Source organism: Variovorax sp. GW821-FHT09D05, assembly GCF_059416325.1.
Map to the genome: position 1 here is coordinate 119,820 of NZ_JBWKOZ010000009.1, position 13,926 is coordinate 133,745.

Annotated in this window: 12 protein-coding genes; all 12 read left to right on the plus strand. The window is 68.3% G+C overall.

Going from position 1 to position 13,926, the window contains the following annotated elements; all coding sequences use genetic code 11:
- Position 1: 1 nt before the first annotated feature.
- Genes tssF through AC07O3_RS24235 form a run of 12 tightly spaced genes read left to right on the plus strand, consistent with a single transcriptional unit; the run spans position 2 to position 13,862 of the window.
- Positions 2–1,783: a type VI secretion system baseplate subunit TssF gene (gene tssF / locus AC07O3_RS24180; protein ID WP_495340518.1), complete on the plus strand. Its 1,782-nt coding sequence runs from the start codon at positions 2–4 to the stop codon at positions 1,781–1,783.
- Positions 1,780–2,784 carry a type VI secretion system baseplate subunit TssG gene (tssG, locus tag AC07O3_RS24185; RefSeq protein WP_256329589.1) on the plus strand — a complete coding sequence of 335 codons (1,005 nt, stop codon included), beginning with the start codon at positions 1,780–1,782 and terminating at the stop codon, positions 2,782–2,784. Before tssF ends, tssG begins: the two co-directional genes overlap by 4 nt.
- Before the next feature lie 14 nt (positions 2,785–2,798).
- The gene (gene tssH / locus AC07O3_RS24190; protein WP_495340519.1) at positions 2,799–5,531 is read left to right on the plus strand and encodes a type VI secretion system ATPase TssH; all 2,733 of its coding nucleotides are present in this window, start codon (positions 2,799–2,801) and stop codon (positions 5,529–5,531) included.
- Between the two features lie 3 nt (positions 5,532–5,534).
- Complete coding sequence (locus tag AC07O3_RS24195) at positions 5,535–7,481, plus strand: type VI secretion system Vgr family protein (RefSeq protein ID WP_495340520.1); 1,947 nt, start codon at positions 5,535–5,537, stop codon at positions 7,479–7,481.
- Positions 7,482–7,494: 13 nt separating this feature from the next.
- Positions 7,495–8,220 (plus strand): toxin-antitoxin system YwqK family antitoxin, encoded by a 726-nt coding sequence (locus AC07O3_RS24200; RefSeq protein ID WP_495340521.1) that lies wholly within the window; start codon positions 7,495–7,497, stop codon positions 8,218–8,220.
- Between the two features lie 3 nt (positions 8,221–8,223).
- Positions 8,224–8,613 carry a DUF4280 domain-containing protein gene (locus AC07O3_RS24205; protein WP_495340522.1) on the plus strand — a complete coding sequence of 130 codons (390 nt, stop codon included), beginning with the start codon at positions 8,224–8,226 and terminating at the stop codon, positions 8,611–8,613.
- A gap of 38 nt (positions 8,614–8,651) precedes the next feature.
- Positions 8,652–8,858, plus strand: a complete 207-nt coding sequence (locus AC07O3_RS24210) for a hypothetical protein (protein ID WP_495340523.1) — start codon at positions 8,652–8,654, stop codon at positions 8,856–8,858.
- Complete coding sequence (locus tag AC07O3_RS24215) at positions 8,855–9,889, plus strand: ABC transporter substrate-binding protein (RefSeq protein ID WP_495340524.1); 1,035 nt, start codon at positions 8,855–8,857, stop codon at positions 9,887–9,889. Before AC07O3_RS24210 ends, AC07O3_RS24215 begins: the two co-directional genes overlap by 4 nt.
- A 23-nt stretch (positions 9,890–9,912) precedes the next feature.
- Entirely contained in the window at positions 9,913–11,187 is a 1,275-nt protein-coding gene (locus AC07O3_RS24220; RefSeq protein ID WP_093058209.1) for a dicarboxylate/amino acid:cation symporter, read from the plus strand.
- 13 nt (positions 11,188–11,200) lie between these two features.
- Positions 11,201–11,935, plus strand: a complete 735-nt coding sequence (cuyB, locus tag AC07O3_RS24225) for a cysteate racemase (RefSeq protein WP_093058208.1) — start codon at positions 11,201–11,203, stop codon at positions 11,933–11,935.
- Positions 11,908–13,389: a dicarboxylate/amino acid:cation symporter gene (locus AC07O3_RS24230; RefSeq protein WP_354337646.1), complete on the plus strand. Its 1,482-nt coding sequence runs from the start codon at positions 11,908–11,910 to the stop codon at positions 13,387–13,389. The genes cuyB and AC07O3_RS24230 overlap by 28 nt, the downstream gene beginning before the upstream one ends.
- Positions 13,386–13,862, plus strand: coding sequence for a hypothetical protein (locus AC07O3_RS24235; RefSeq protein WP_093058207.1), 477 nt, complete (start codon positions 13,386–13,388; stop codon positions 13,860–13,862). Before AC07O3_RS24230 ends, AC07O3_RS24235 begins: the two co-directional genes overlap by 4 nt.
- The last annotated feature ends 64 nt before the right edge of the window (positions 13,863–13,926 follow it).

Genomic DNA, 13,926 nt, shown 5'->3' on the forward strand with positions numbered 1-13,926 from the left:
CGTGTCCGACATCCAGCACAGCGACCTGCTGCAGTACTACAAGCGCGAGCTGTCCTACCTGCGAGGACAGGGGTCGGACTTCGCCCAGCGCTATCCCAAGGTCGCCTCGCGCCTCTCGCTGCACGGTGGCGAATCACTCGACCCGCACACCGAACGACTGATCGAGTCGGTGGCCTTCCTGTCGGCGCGCGTGCATCGCGACCTCGACCAGGAATTTCCCGACGTCGCCTACGCGCTGCTCGACAACCTCTGCCCGTCGCTGGTGCAGCCGCTGCCCTCGATGTCGGTGGCGCAGTTCGGGCTCGATCCGGCGCAGGGCAAGGTCACGGCGGGCTTTCGCGTGCCGCGCCACACCATGCTGCATGCGAGGACGCAAGCCACTCAGTCGCAGGAGTGCCGCTTCCGCACTGCATGGGACACCGTGCTGTGGCCACTGCGCATCGCGCACGCCGCCATCGACGCCGACGCCGTGCTTCGGCTCAGGCTCGAATGCAATACCGAAGCCGACTTCTCCGAGCTGGAGATCGACAGCCTGCGCATCCACCTGCAAGGCGACTGGATGACCACGATGCCGCTGTACGACGCGCTGGTGTCGGGAGTGAAGTCGGTAGGCATCACCCCCGAAGGCGGCGCGCTGCAGATGCTGCCGGCCGACGCATGGCGCGAGGTCGGCTTTGCCGAAGGCGAAGAAGTGCTGCCGCAGCCCGCCAACGCACAGCCCGCCTACGGCCTGCTGCAGGAGTACTTCGCGTTTCCGCGCAAGTTCCATTTCTTCGACCTGCATCACCTGCGCTCGCGCCTGGGCCGCGGACGCAGCTGCGAGCTGGTGTTCCAGCTCGATCGCACCACCAGGGTGCTGCGGCACATCGACGCCGACAACTTCCAGCTCGGCTGCACGCCCATCGTCAACCTGTTCCCGCGCGTGAGCGAGCCGCTGGTGATGGACCAGCGCCACTACGAATACATGCTGGTGCCCGACCGCCAGCGCGACGCCACCACCGAAGTGCATTCGATTGTCTCGGTGATCGCCTCCGACCCGGACGCCGACAAGCCCGTCGACGTGCCGGGCTTCGCCGCACTGGGCCATGTGGACGGCGCACAGGGCGCGCAGGGCGGCGCGGTGTTCTGGGCCGCACGGCGCGAGCCCTGCCTGCGCCAGAACATTCCCGGCACCGACGTGTTCCTGTCCTTCGTCGACCAGGGCAAGACGCACAGCCGGCCCGCGCAACCGGTGGTCTACGCGCACCTGCTGTGCACCAACCGGCGGCTGGCCGAGCAGGTGCCTGTGGGCGCGCGCCTGGTGGCCGAAGGCCCGTCGCAGCCCACGCAAGTGCGCTGCCTGTACGAGCCCACCGCGCAGCGCGATCCGCCGCTTGGCAGCGAGACGCTGTGGCGGCTGGTGTCGCTGCTCACGCTCAACCACCAGTCGCTGGTGGACGGCTCCACCGGCCGCGAGCAACTGCGCGAGATGCTGCTGCTGTTCGCTTCCGACAGCCGGCGCGACCATGCGCAGATCCGCGGCATCGCCGGGCTCTCGGCGCGGGGCGTCACCGCCCACGTGGGCACCGAAGCCTGGCGCGGCTACTGCCGCGGCACGCAGGTCACGCTCGAATTCGAGGACGACGCCTTCGTCGGCGGCTCGCCTCTGATGATGTCGGCCGTGCTCGCGCGCTTCTTCGCGATGTACACCTCGGTGAACTCCTTCGTTCGCCTCGTGGTGCGCAACGGCGAAGAGGTCAGAAAACAGTGGGCTCCGATGACGGGCCGGCAGGTGGTTCTGTGATCGAACAACTCACCGCCCGCCCGCAGGACTTCAACCTGTTCCAGGCCATCAGCCTGCTCGAGCGCGCCGCGCCCGAGGCGGTGCCTGTGGGCCGTTCGCAAGGCCCGCGCGAACGAGAGGCCGTGCGGCTGCATGCCTTCGTCACGCTGGCGTTCGAGGCCAGCGACGTGCGCGAAGTCGGCACTGACGCATCGACCGGCGAGCCCTTCGAGCTCACCACGCCCGCCCTTTCGCTGGGCGGCAGCGGCGGCCCGCTGCCGATGCCCTTCACCGAGATGCTGCTGGAGCGCCGGCAGCAGCGCGACCACGCGACGGGGGACTTCCTCGACATCTTCAACCACCGCTTCCTGGCCTTCCTGTACCGCAGCCGCCGCAAGCACCACGTTGCGCTCAACCCGCAGTCGCCTTCGAGCTCCACGCTGGCGTCCACGCTCGATGCAGCCAGCGCACTGGGCCTGCGCGCCGGCGTGCGCGCACCCGACGGCTCCGCCCTGTGGCTGCGCCATGCCGGTCTGCTCGGCGGCGCGCCGCGCGGCATGACCGCGCTGCTGGCCCTGCTGCGCGACCGGCTCGGCGTGCAGGTGCACGGCACGCAGTTCCGCGGCCGCTGGCTCGCACTGGAACCCGATGCCTCGGCGCGGCTGGACATGCGCACGCCACTGGGCGGCGGCGCCGTGCTCGGCAAGCGCGTGTGGGACCAGGGCGCCGGCATCCGCCTCACCTTCAGCAACCTGAGCCAGCAGCGCCTGCGCGCCCTGCTGCCGCGCGGCGCAGACCATGCGCTCGCCAAATGGCTGGTGCGCCGCTTCATCCCGCAAGACCTGAAGGTCGAGATGGAGCTGAGCCTCGCTCCCACCGAATTGCGCAGCAGCGTGCTCGGCGCCGCGAACCCGATGCGACTGGGCTGGACCTCATGGGTCGCGGGCCCGACCTTCCGCGGCGCACTGCCGCCCGTTCACCACACCCTGACCAGCGACGGCGGCGACGCGCCCGGCGCCTGACCCGAACACTACTCATGGACATCGACATCCGCACCCTGCTCGGCCGGCTCAACCCGGAATGCAAGCGCGCCATGGAACAGGCCGCCGAGCTGTGCGTGCAGCAGACGCACTACAACGTCGACCTCGAACACCTGCTGCTGAAGTTGGTGGACAACGACGCACCCGACCTGCGGCTGGTGTTCGGCCGCTTCGGCCTGCGCCCCGACACCGTGCAGGCGCAGTTGCAGAAGTCGCTCGACACCTTCAAGCGCGGCAACGGCCGCACGCCGAGCCTGACGCCCGACTTCGCGCCGCTGTTCCAGGAAGCGTGGCTCATGAGCTCGATGCTGCTGGGCCAGCAGCACATCCGCTCGGGCACGCTGATGCTGGCGCTGCTCGATGTGGACCGCCTGCGCGGCCGCCTGGTCGATGCCGCACCCGCGCTGCTGCAGATTCCGCGCGGCACGCTGCGCGACGAACTCGCCGGCCTGCTGCAGTCGTCGCCTGAAGATGCGGCCGCTTCGGCACTGTCCACCGCGCCGATAGCCTCGGCGCCTGCCGCGAACCAGTCGACTGCGCCATCGGCGCCGGACGCCGGTGCGCCGCCGCTGCAGATGCCCACCGCGCGCCGCAACAACTCGGCCACACCTTCGCTCGACCAGTACACGGTCGACATGACGCAGCTCGCGCGCGACGGCGCGATCGACCCCATCCGCGGACGCGACGGCGAGATCCGCCAGATCATCGATGTGCTGCTGCGCCGCCGCCAGAACAACCCCATCCTCACCGGCGAGGCCGGTGTCGGCAAGACGGCGGTGGTCGAAGGCTTCGCGCAACGCGTGGTGCAGGGCGACGTGCCGCCCGCGCTGCGCCAGGTGTCGGTGCGCTCGCTCGACCTGGCACTGTTGCAGGCGGGCGCCGGCGTGAAGGGCGAGTTCGAGAACCGGCTCAAGTCGGTCATTGCCGAAGTCAAGGCCTCGCCCACGCCGGTGATTTTGTTCATCGACGAGGCGCACCAGCTCATCGGCGCGGGCGGCGCCGAGGGCCAGGGCGACGCGGCCAACCTGCTCAAGCCTGCGCTCGCGCGCGGCGAGCTGCGCACCATCGCGGCAACCACCTGGGCCGAGTACAAGAAATACGTCGAGCGCGACCCTGCACTGGCACGGCGCTTCCAGGTCGTGAAGGTCGAAGAGCCGAGCGAAGAAGTCGCCATCGACATGCTGCGCGGCATGGTCGAGACGCTGGAGAAGCACCACGGCGTGGAGATCGTCGACGACGCCGTGCGCGAGGCCGTCAAGCTCTCGCACCGCTACATCACCGGCCGCCAGCTGCCCGACAAGGCCATCAGCGTGCTCGACACCGCCTGCGCGCGCGTGGCCATCGGGCAGAACGGGCTGCCTGCCGAGCTCGAATCGGCCGCGCGCGACATCTCCACGGGCGAGAGCGAGCTGCGCGTGCTGCGCCACGAGGCCGCCACCGGTGGCGACCACCAGGACGCCATCGCCGCGCTCACCTCGCGGCTCGACGTGCTGCGCCAGAAGCACAAGCGCCTGTCCGACAAGGTCGACGAAGAGAAGCACGCGGTGATGGAAATCGTCGCGCTGCGCCGCAAGATTTCTGACAGCCTGCGCGACAACGCACCGCCGCCCGACGAGGAGAACGACCCCGCGCTGCTCACCGCCGCGTTGCGCCGCCTCGAGAAGGGCCTGGAGGCGCTGCAGAGCGACGAACCCATGGTGCCCGTGTGCGTCGACGGCGTGATGGTGGCCGAAGTCATCTCCGGCTGGACGGGCATCCCGGTCGGCAAGATGATGACCGACGAGCTGCACACGGTGCTCAACCTGAAGGAGAAACTCGCCGAGCGCGTGGTCGGGCAAGACGATGCACTCGACGCCATCGCGCGGCGCGTGCGCACCTTCCGCGCCGACCTCGACGACCCCGGCAAGCCCGTGGGCGTGTTCATGCTGGTGGGCCCCAGCGGCGTGGGCAAGACCGAGACGGCCTTCGCACTGGCCGACCTGCTGTATGGCGGCGAGCGCAACGTCATCACCGTGAACATGTCGGAGTTCCAGGAGGCCCACACCGTCTCCAGCCTCAAGGGCGCGCCGCCCGGCTACGTGGGCTACGGGCGCGGCGGCGTGCTGACCGAGGCCGTGCGCCGCCGCCCCTACAGCGTGGTGCTGCTCGACGAAATGGAGAAGGCCCACCCCGACGTGCTGGAGCTGTTCTTCCAGGTGTTCGACAAGGGCACGATGGAAGACGGCGAAGGCGTGCAGATCGACTTCAAGAACACGCTGATCCTGCTCACCTCCAACGCCGCGCAAGACGTGATCACCCAGGCCTCGCAGGGCGGCCGCAGGCCCGACCCCGAGGAGCTTGTGGAGCGGCTGCGCCCCGAATTGCTCAAGCAGTTCAGCCCCGCCTTCCTGGGCCGGCTGGCGCTGGTGCCTTATCACCACCTGGGTGACGAGCAGATCCGCTCGATCGTGAACCTCAAGCTCGGCAAGCTGGCGCGGCGCTTCGCGCTGAACCACCACGCGACCTTCACGTGGGACGTGCAGGTGGAAGACGCCATTACCGCGCGCTGCACCGAGGTGGACAGCGGCGCGCGCAACATCGACCACATCCTGGCTCATGCGGTGCTGCCCGAGCTCTCGCGCCAGGTGCTGGAGCGCATCTCGATGGCCGCCGCGTTCACCGCGGTGCACATGGGCATGGACGGCGACGGTGCGTTCGCCTTCAGTTTCGAACCGGCAACGCTGAGCTGATAGATGAACATGCGCGAAGGCTTCACCCAGCACGCCGCCTTCCTGACGGTGAAGACCGTGCTCGGGCCGGACGAACTGCTGCTCGACGCCTTCCAGGCTGCCGAGGGGTTGTCGCAGCTGTTCGCGTGCTCGCTCACCATGCGTTCCCCTTCGAGCGCGCTGAAAGCCGACGACCTGATCGGCACCTCGGCCACGGTTGTGCTGCAGCGGCCCGAGAAGGAAACCCGCTTCTTCAACGGCATCGTCTCGCGCTTCACTTACCTGGGCAGCAACCGGGACTTCGCGACCTACTCGCTCGAACTCGTGCCGCGCATGTGGCTGCTCACGCTGGGGCGCGACCGCGTGATCTACCAGAGCATGAGCACGCCCGACATCCTGCAGAAGGTGCTCGGCGAATTCGGCGTGGCCTTCAGCACGCAGCTGCAGGGCACCTACGCACCTCGCGAATACTGCGTGCGCTACGACGAGACAGCCTTCGACTTCATCTCGCGCCTGATGGAAGAGGAAGGCATCTTCTACTTCTTCACCTTCGCGGACGGCGCGCACACGCTGGTGCTGGCCGACAGCAACTCGGCGTGCATGCCCTGCCCCCACGCGGAAAAGCTCGTCATGCGCAGCAGCGAGGAAGGCTACGCGCACACCCATGCCGTCACCCGCTTCGAGTCGGACGCCCGGCTGGTGACCAAGGACCAGGCGGTGGACGACTACGACTTCCTCACGCCCGACACCGATCTGCGGGAACAGCACGAGGGAAAGATCGGGCGCGGCCTCGACTACGAATATCCCTCGCGCGTGCCTGCGGCGGCCGGCGCGGCGCGCGCGCGCATCCGCCTGGAAATGCACCAGGCCGGCAGCCAGTCGGGCCGCGGCGACAGCCATTGCCACTACCTGACGCCGGGCACCACCTTCACGCTGGAAGAGCATTCCCGCGAGGATCTCAACGTGAAGCACGTGGTGCATGGCGTGCGGCACCACGCCGAGCGCGAGCACTACAGCAACAGCTTCGAGACCCTGCCTCCCGACCTGCCCTTTCGCCCGCAACGCCTCACGCCGCGACCGGTGGTGGCCGGCAACCATACGGCGCAGGTGGTAGGCCCGGCCGGCGAAGAAATCTGGACCGACGAGCACGGGCGCATCAAGGTGCAGTTTCCATGGGACCAGCTGGGCAAGAAGAACGACAAGAGTTCGTGCTGGATCCGCGTCTCGCAGATGTGGGCCGGCAAGGGCTGGGGCGCTCTCTTCCTGCCGCGCATCGGACAGGAGGTGGTCGTGAGCTATGTCGATGGCGATCCCGACCGGCCGCTGGTCTCGGGCAGCGTCTACAACGGCACGAACCCCACGCCGGTCACCCTGCCTGGCATGTCCTCGCAAAGCACGATCCGATCGCGCTCGACCAAGACCGGCGACGCGGGCAACGAGATGCGCTTCGAGGACAAGAAGGGCTCCGAAGAGTTCTACCTGCACGCCCAGAAAGACATGCGCGTGGAAATCGAGAACGACCTGACTACCACGGTGATGGCCGGCAACGAGCTCCACACCGTCACGAAGGGCAACCGCACGGTCAAAGTCGACACGGGCAACGAAACCCACTCGGTGAAAGGCACGCGCGCGCTGGACGTCACGGGCAACGAGACGCACGACAACAAGGCCAACTTCACGCAGACGGTCACGGGCAACTACGAGCTCAAGGTCACGGGCAACCTGGTGATCGACGTGACAGGCACCCTGCTCATCAAGTCGGCCCAGACGCTGGACCTGAAGGCCGGCACCGACCTGGGCGCCAACGCCGGCGTCAACTTCAAGGCCGAGGCCGGCGTGGCGCTGTCGGCCAAGGGCGGCGCCTCGCTGTCGAACGAGGCGCCCTCGATCAGCAGCAAGGCCTCGGGCATGAACGCCGTCGAAGGCGGCGGCATGGTCACGCTCAAGGGCGGGCTGGTGAAGATCAATTGAACGATTGAACGCCATGGCACTTCCTTCTCTCCCAACAAAAGACCTGGCCTCGATGCCCGAGGCCGTGGTGCGCGAAGCCCTCGACGGCGCAGGCCAGACGGTGGTGCGCGCGTCTTTCCTGGGCGACGTGCCGCACGGGCCGATGCAGGTGTTCTCGACCGCGGGCAAGCCGGCGATGGAGGCCTCCTACCAGGCCGGCGTGCCGCACGGCGCCATGCGCCTGTTCGACGAACGCGGCCAGCTGCTGCAGGAAACGCAGCGCTTCGGCGGCGTGGCCGAAGGCACCACACGCAGCTACTACCCCAGCGGCAAGCTCATGCAGACGCACCAGCACGTGCGCGGCACGCTGCATGGCGATGCCGTGGCGTACGCCGAATCGGGCGATGTCACGGCGCGGCTGCGCTACGTGGCCGGCCGCCTCGAAGGCGAAGCCGCCTACTACAACGAAGGCCGCATGGTGCGGCGCGAGCAGTACCGCGCCGGCCTGCTCGACGGCGAAGTGCTCGACTACCTGGCAAGCGGCGGCGTGGCGCAGTCGTCCACCTACGTGGCCGGCGTGCTGCACGGTCCGCTGCGGCGCTTCTGGCCCAACGGGCAGCTGATGGAAGAAATCGCGTACCGCCAGGGCAAGCCGCACGGCAACCCGCGCCGCTTCGACCAGGCCGGCCACGAGGTCGTGGAGACAGCCGCATCGCCGGGCTTCATGAAGAGCCTGGAAAAACTCGTGAGGGGAGGCTGAACCATGGGCATGCACGTCTGCATGGGGGCCACGCTGCAGTGCAGCTTCGGCGCCGCGCCTTCCAACCTCGTGGTGCTGCCCGTGAACGCGGTGGTCACCAGCGGCGTGCCGGCGGCCACCATCATGGACAACAAGCCGATCGCCAACATCCTGCCCTTCGGCACCTGCAACAGCATGTCGAACCCGATGGTGGCCGCGGCCACTGCCGCAGCGCTCGGCGCCTTCACGCCGATGCCCTGCATTCCGGTAACGGCCGCGCCCTGGGCGCCCGGCTCGCCCACGGTGCTGGTCGGCAGCATGCCCGCACTGCAGGACAGCTCGAAGCTCGCTTGCAACTGGGGCGGCGTGATCCAGATCGTCGTGCCGGGACAGTTCACTTCAATGGTTCCCTGACCGATCCCTACTAACTCATGTCGCAATACGTTTTCACGATGAGCTCCCGCATGGTCGCCATCACGGTGACCTGCCTGTTGCTGCTGTGCGTCCTCCTGTTCCTGATGGGCGTGGAGATCGGCAAGCTGCTGGCGCCTGCGCCCATCCCTTCGGCTCCCGCCGCCGTGGCGCCTGCGCCGCTGCAGTCGCCCTCTCCCGCACCTGCCCCCACAGCCGCGCCGGCTCCCGCCGCCTCCACCCAATGACCAAAGTAGATCAAAGCATGTCGAACAACACACGACACCTCATGGGCATGCACAGCGCGCTGCGTCGCCTCGCCCTTCCAACATTGCTGGCGCTGGCCGGCCTCTGCGCGGGTGGCCCCGCTGGCGCGGCAGGCGAACGGCCCGTGGCGCAGGGCGTGATCGCCGTGCCGGTCGCACTCGCTGCGCCTGTCGCCGTGGCGCCCGCGCCCGCATTCCCGGTCGAGCCGGCAGCCCCTGTCGCGCCACCGGCACCCGTGCTCACCAACGGCCTCGTGCGCGTGCCCGACGGCCGCCTGCTCGCGCCCGACATCGCGCGCATCGTGACGCGCGGCGAGCTCGTGGTGGCCATGCTCAAGGTCGACACGCCGCCGTTCTTCTTCTTCGACGACGCCGGCCAGTGGACCGGGCTCGAGGTCGGCCTGGCGCAGTCGCTCGCCAAGGAACTGGGCGTCAAGCTGCGCTTCAACCGCGAGGCCGGCACCTTCAACGCGGTGGTCGACCTGCTGGCCAACGGCCAGGCCGACCTGGCCATCAGCAAGCTGTCGCGCACGCTGGCACGCACGCAGACCATTGCGTTCAGCGACGCCTACCTCACGCTGAACCACTCGCTGATCCTGAACCGCGTGAAGTTCGCGCAGCTCTCGCACGGGCGCCCGCTGCCGGAGGTCATCCGCAACTTCAACGGCAGCATCGGCGTGATCGCCAAATCTTCTTTCGCGGACTACGCGCGCACCAACTTCCCGCACGCCAAGGTGCAGGAGTTTCCGACCTGGAACGAGGTGCTGGTGGCCCTGCACAAGGGCGAGATCGTGAGCGCCTACCGCGACGAGTTCGAGGTCAAGCGCGTGCTCAAGGCCGACCCGACCGTATCGCTCGTGCTGCGCACCGTGACGCTGAAGGACCTTGAAGACACCCTCGGCATCGGCGTTGCCGTGACCGACACCACGCTGCTGGCCTACGTCAACCAGTTCCTCGCCCAGCGCACCGAGAAGCTGGACATCCAGAAGGTGCTGCAGGCACTCGATCGCTGAGCCGCAAAGAACACGCACCCATCATGAATTCCTCCAAGCTCTACGCCTTCGTCCTCAACCCCTGGGTCGTGATCATCAGCCTCGGGGCCGGCGTGGCCTTCGGCATGCTCGCACCCCCGCTCGCGACCACCCTCAGCTTCGTGGGCGACATCTACGTCGACCTGCTGAAGATGATCACGCTGCCCTTCATGGTCTCGGCCGTGATCTTCAGCCTGCAGCGGCTGTTTCGCGACGGCGGCACGGCCAGCCTGCTGGGCCGCGTTGCGCTGGTGTTCCTCGCGTTCTCGGCCTTCGTGGCCATTGCCGGCGCGGCCACGCTGCTGCTGCTTCGCCCCGGCGAGAACCTGCCGGCCAGCACCATGCAGACCTTCGGCCAGATCGTCGGCGGCGACCTGAGCGCCAGCGACACGGCCATGAGCCTGCGCGGCACCGACGAAGTGAAGAAAACCGCCAGCTTCGCCGACATGCTGGTGAGCCTGGTGCCCGCCAACATCTTCACGGCCCTGGCCAACGGCGACACGCTGAAGACGCTGGTGTTCGCGCTGCTGTTCGGCCTGGCGGTGGGGCACGTGCCCACGCGCATTTCAGACGGGCTGACCCAGGCGCTCGAAACCGTCTATCACGCCTGCCAGACGCTGATGCGCTGGCTGAGCTTTCCGCTGCCGGTGGTGCTGTTCTGCATGAGCGCGGCACAACTGGGCAAGACGGGCATCGAGCCGCTGCGCGCGATGGGCGCCTTTGTGCTGGCCTTCCTGGTGGTGTCGACGGTGCTGCTGGCGGTGGCGTGCGTCATCATCTGGAAGCGCTCCAACGGCACGCTGGGGCAGACGCTCAACGCCATGCGCGGCCCCTTCGCATTGGCGCTGGCCACGCGCAGCAGCGCCACCTGCATGCCGATCATGATCGAGAGCCTGGTCACGCGGCTGGGCTTCGCGCGCTCGCGGGTTGAATTGCTGGTGCCGCTCACGGTGTCGCTGCTGCGCATCGGGCCGGTCGTGTACTACGTGTGCGCCACGCTCTTCATCGCGCAGATCTACGGGCGCTCGCTGTCGCCGGTGGAAATCGGCATCGTGCTCACCTCTTCGGTGCTCGCGGGCTTTGCCTCTGCGGGCATGACGGGGCTGGTGACGGTGTCGCTGATCGGCATGACCTGCACCTACCTGGGCCTGCCCTTCGAGGCGGCGTTCATCCTGTTCCTGGCGGTGGACCCGGTGTGCGACATGCTGCGCACGCTGGTGCTGGTCATCGGCAACACCGCGGCCGTCGCTGTCGTGTGCCCCCGGCCACTGAAGATCTAGAGGGCACGCACTCATGTCACGCATCGGCGTTCTCGGCGGCATGGGCCCATCGGCAACGGTGGACTTCATGGAAAAGATCATCCAGCTCACTCCCGCCACGCGCGACCAGGAGCACCTGCCGGTGATCGTGGCGAACCTGCCGCACGTGCCGGACCGCTCCAGCGCCATCCTGGGCACGGGGCCCGACCCGCTGGGCGCGCTGCTCGCGGGCATCGACGTGCTCAACGACATCGGCGTGGGCGTGATCGCAATTCCCTGCAACTCGTCGCACCACTGGTATGCGCAGATGGTCGAGCACAGCCGGGCGCCGGTGATCCACATCGCGCAGTCATGCGTGGCCGCCATAGCCACGACACCGGGCGAACGGCCGGTACGGGTGGCGGTGCTCGCCACGCGAGGCGCGCTGGCCTCGGGCTTCTACCAGCAGGCGCTGCGCGAACGCGGCATCGACTTTCTGGTGCCCGACGCCACGACCGGTCAGGACCACGTGGACGCCTGCATCCGCGCCGTGAAGGGCGGTGACGTGCAGGCCGGCGCGGCAGCCTTCGAGCTTGCGCTGGAAGCGCTGTCCGCCACCGGCGCCACCGTGGTGATCATGGGCTGCACCGAATTGCCGATCGCCGCGAAGGCAGCGAACGCCGCCGGGCACAGCACGCTGATGCTGATCGACAGCTCGCTGGAGCTGGCCCGCGCCACCGTCGCCTTCGCACTCGACAAGGGATGGAACAAGCCGACATGGGTTTCCTGACGCGCATGTCCCACAGCCTGCTCGCCCTGCTTCTGTGCATGGCGGCAGGCGGAGTCGTGGGCGTCTATGCGCCCGTGGTGGGCGACGTGGGGTACACGGCAGCGCAGGTCTACCTGGCCATCGTGAGCATGGCAGCCATTCCGCTGCTGGTGGTCGCCACCTTCTTCGGCCTGCGCCAGACCATGGGGCTGCCCTTTCCAGGACGGCGCATCGCGATGATCGCGGGCCTTGCACTGCTGCTGGTAATGAGCTGCGCGGGCACCGGGCTGGCACTGGGCTGGGTGAACGCACCGGGCGCGCACCTGGACGCCGAATCGCGCGAGCACCTGGGCGAACTGGTGCAGCAGGCCGGCGACGGCGGCGACCTCGAAATGCGCCTGCACGACAGCAGCACGCAGGCAACGGCCATCGAGCGCCCCCGCGTCACGCTGGTGCCCGACAACTTCTTCCGCGTGCTGGTGGAGGGGCGCTCTCTGGGCATCCTGTCGTGCGCGCTGCTGTTCGGCCTGGCCTTTGCCGCGCTGGCACGCACGCAGCACGCCGCGCTCAACCATATGTTCGAGGGCATCTACCGCACGCTCGAACTCATCATCGCGCGCGCCAACATCCTGCTGCCTGTGGTGGCCTTCGGCATGTCGGCGCACGTGTTCGCGCAGACCGACGCGGTGACGATCCGCGCCATGAGCGGCTTCCTGCTGCACTTCGTGGCGCTGGTGGCACTGCTGGCCGCGGGCGCCATCGCGGTGATCCACCAGCGCGGCAACCAGCCGCTAGCCGATGTGCTGCAGCACCTGAAGACGCCGATGCTGGTAAGCCTGATGTCGTCGAGCACCACGGCCAGCATTCCGCACACCATCGAGGCGATGAGCGCGCGCCTGGGCTTCAGCCGCGGCATCGTCGAGCTGGTGGTGCCCACCGCCTCGGTGTTCCTGCGCGCGGGCTCGGCGCTGTACTACGTGCTGCTGGCGCTGTTCGTGGCCAACCTCTACGACCGCACGCTCAGCGCGGCCGACATCGGAATGATCGGCATGGGCGCGACGGTTGCGGCCTTCGCCTCGGCCGGCAACAACAGCCTGACCAACGTGGGCTACGCGGGCATCGTGCTGGCGATGCTGCAGCTGCCCATCGAGGCTGCGCTGGCGCTGTTCCTGGCCATCGACCTGATCTGCGAGGGGCCGCGCAACCTGCTGACGCTGCTGGCCACCTGCGTGCTGATTTCCGTCGTGTCGGCGGGCCTGCCGTCGGAGCGCGTGACGGCGCCTGCCGCCGACGCGGTACCCGCGAAGCCGCTGCGCTTCGTGCTCACGCGCGGCAACGTCATGCTGCTGGCGGGCTGCAGCGTGCTGGCCTCCCTGCTGATTTTGCTGATGGGCATTGCCGTGGGCGCGCGGCAGGCACAGCCCTCCGCCGCGTATGCGACTTCAGCCGCGGCGAACCCTGGAATATCGCGATGAACCGCACAAAGACTCTTCTCTTCAGATGGATCGCCGCCCTGCTGCTGCTCTCGCAGCTGGCCGCATGCGGCAGCCTGTTTCCCAAGGGCACGCGCGTGAACTGGAGCGAGCTCACGCTGTCGGCCTCGCCCGACGCCAACCAGAACAGCCCGGTGGCGGTCGACGTGGTGATGGTGCTCGACGACACCATGCTCGCCCGCATCACCGAGCTCACCGCAGCCAAGTGGTTCGGCGCGCGCGCCGACCTGCAGAAGACCTTTCCGCAGAGCCTGTCTTACCTCTCGTGGGAGCTGGTGCCGGGCCAGACGATTCGCGTGCCCTCCAGCGCCTTCGGCTCGCAACGCGTGGCGGCCGTGCTCGTCTTCGCGAACTACACCACGCCCGGCGCCAATCGCGTGCGGGTGGAAGACCTCAAGGGCGCCGTTGTCGCCCGCTTCGACGTTCAAAGCTTCGACGTGTCGACCACACGCTGAACAACCCGGACCCTCGCCAGTGAACACCGCATTCCATCTTTCTTCTTCCTGCGCAGGAGCCCGC

Excerpts from the sequence above, each read along its gene's own strand:
- tssH (WP_495340519.1), top strand. The coding sequence starts at position 2,799 with ATGGACATCGACATCCGCACCCTGCTCGGCCGGCTCAACCCGGAATGC.
- AC07O3_RS24195 (WP_495340520.1), top strand. The coding sequence starts at position 5,535 with ATGAACATGCGCGAAGGCTTCACCCAGCACGCCGCCTTCCTGACGGTG.
- AC07O3_RS24200 (WP_495340521.1), top strand. The coding sequence starts at position 7,495 with ATGGCACTTCCTTCTCTCCCAACAAAAGACCTGGCCTCGATGCCCGAG.
- AC07O3_RS24205 (WP_495340522.1), top strand. The coding sequence starts at position 8,224 with ATGGGCATGCACGTCTGCATGGGGGCCACGCTGCAGTGCAGCTTCGGC.
- AC07O3_RS24210 (WP_495340523.1), top strand. The coding sequence starts at position 8,652 with ATGAGCTCCCGCATGGTCGCCATCACGGTGACCTGCCTGTTGCTGCTG.
- AC07O3_RS24215 (WP_495340524.1), top strand. The coding sequence starts at position 8,855 with ATGACCAAAGTAGATCAAAGCATGTCGAACAACACACGACACCTCATG.
- AC07O3_RS24220 (WP_093058209.1), top strand. The coding sequence starts at position 9,913 with ATGAATTCCTCCAAGCTCTACGCCTTCGTCCTCAACCCCTGGGTCGTG.
- cuyB (WP_093058208.1), top strand. The coding sequence starts at position 11,201 with ATGTCACGCATCGGCGTTCTCGGCGGCATGGGCCCATCGGCAACGGTG.
- AC07O3_RS24230 (WP_354337646.1), top strand. The coding sequence starts at position 11,908 with ATGGAACAAGCCGACATGGGTTTCCTGACGCGCATGTCCCACAGCCTG.
- AC07O3_RS24235 (WP_093058207.1), top strand. The coding sequence starts at position 13,386 with ATGAACCGCACAAAGACTCTTCTCTTCAGATGGATCGCCGCCCTGCTG.